Genomic DNA, 1,128 nt, shown 5'->3' on the forward strand with positions numbered 1-1,128 from the left:
TCCTACTGCTGAGGATGAACAAGTCAAAGAATATATCCGTATGAGAACAGACCACAAAGTGGCTCTGAAGAAAATCAAACAACAAATTCTTTCCTTCTGTCTCCGACATGATTTTCGCTATACCGAAGGAAGCAATCATTGGACACAGAAACATGTCCGCTGGCTCCGTTCCCTAAATCCTGAGGGACTTTACGCAGAGATTTTAACAGAATACCTATTGACCTATGAGAAATTAGTCGATCAAATAGAACGGTATGATACGCGAATTGAACAACTGGCTCAAAGCGACAGTTATCAAGAGAAGGTCTCTCAGCTTTCTTGCTTTATTGGTATCAAAACACTAACCGCTCTTTCCATTGTGACGGAAATCGGTGATGTTAACCGCTTTGCGACAGCTCAACATTTTGCTTCTTATCTTGGACTAACTCCTAGCGAAAATTCTAGCGGCGATAAGGAGAGAAGAGGAGCTATCACCAAAGCTGGGAATAGCCATGTGAGACGACTTCTGATAGAAGCTGCACAATCATTAGCTAAGGGGACGATTGGGTATAAATCCAAAGAATTGAAAAGGAGACAAAGTGGAAACCGAGTGGAGGTGATTGCTTATGCGGATAAGGCTAATGAACGCTTAAGAAGACGTTATCACACACTTGTTCTAGGAAAAAATAAGAAACAAAATGTTGCTAAAACAGCTATTGCACGGGAATTGTCTGGTTTTATTTGGGGGATGATGACAGGAAGAATAGCTTGAAGTTAGAACTTGTTTTCATGTACACTTTTGACTATTAAGTTTTATCATCGCAGAGCGATGAGGAATCCCTATTTCTATCCAAACTCACTGGGTGAATTTGGACAGAAATAAGGATTGAAATCATGTTTGAATGGAAAGTATCTTGAAGGAGTTTAGGACTTCAAGGTTTGAGTCATCTACGAAATGACTAAGTGGCACAATTGTGATCCACGCTTATAGAGAGTAGGACTCGCGGCAGAACCATTGACCTGTAGGTAACCAATCCACGAATATCAGAGTGGCCAATGCCCGAAGCTAAGAACTAGGCTCTTTCTAGATACTTTTCATTTTTTATCAGTTCGATTGTTTTTACTTGACAAAGGGCTTTACATATCAGT

At 40.4% G+C, this 1,128-nt stretch carries 1 protein-coding gene; it reads left to right on the forward strand.

The window, feature by feature from the left end; all coding sequences use genetic code 11:
- Nucleotides 1-751, forward strand: a 751-nt coding sequence (locus BVE84_RS10310; protein WP_076996890.1) for a transposase, incomplete at its 5' end; no start/stop codon positions are given.
- Nucleotides 752-1,128: the final 377 nt, after the last annotated feature.

This window comes from Streptococcus azizii (genome assembly GCF_001984715.1).
GTDB lineage: Bacteria > Bacillota > Bacilli > Lactobacillales > Streptococcaceae > Streptococcus > Streptococcus azizii.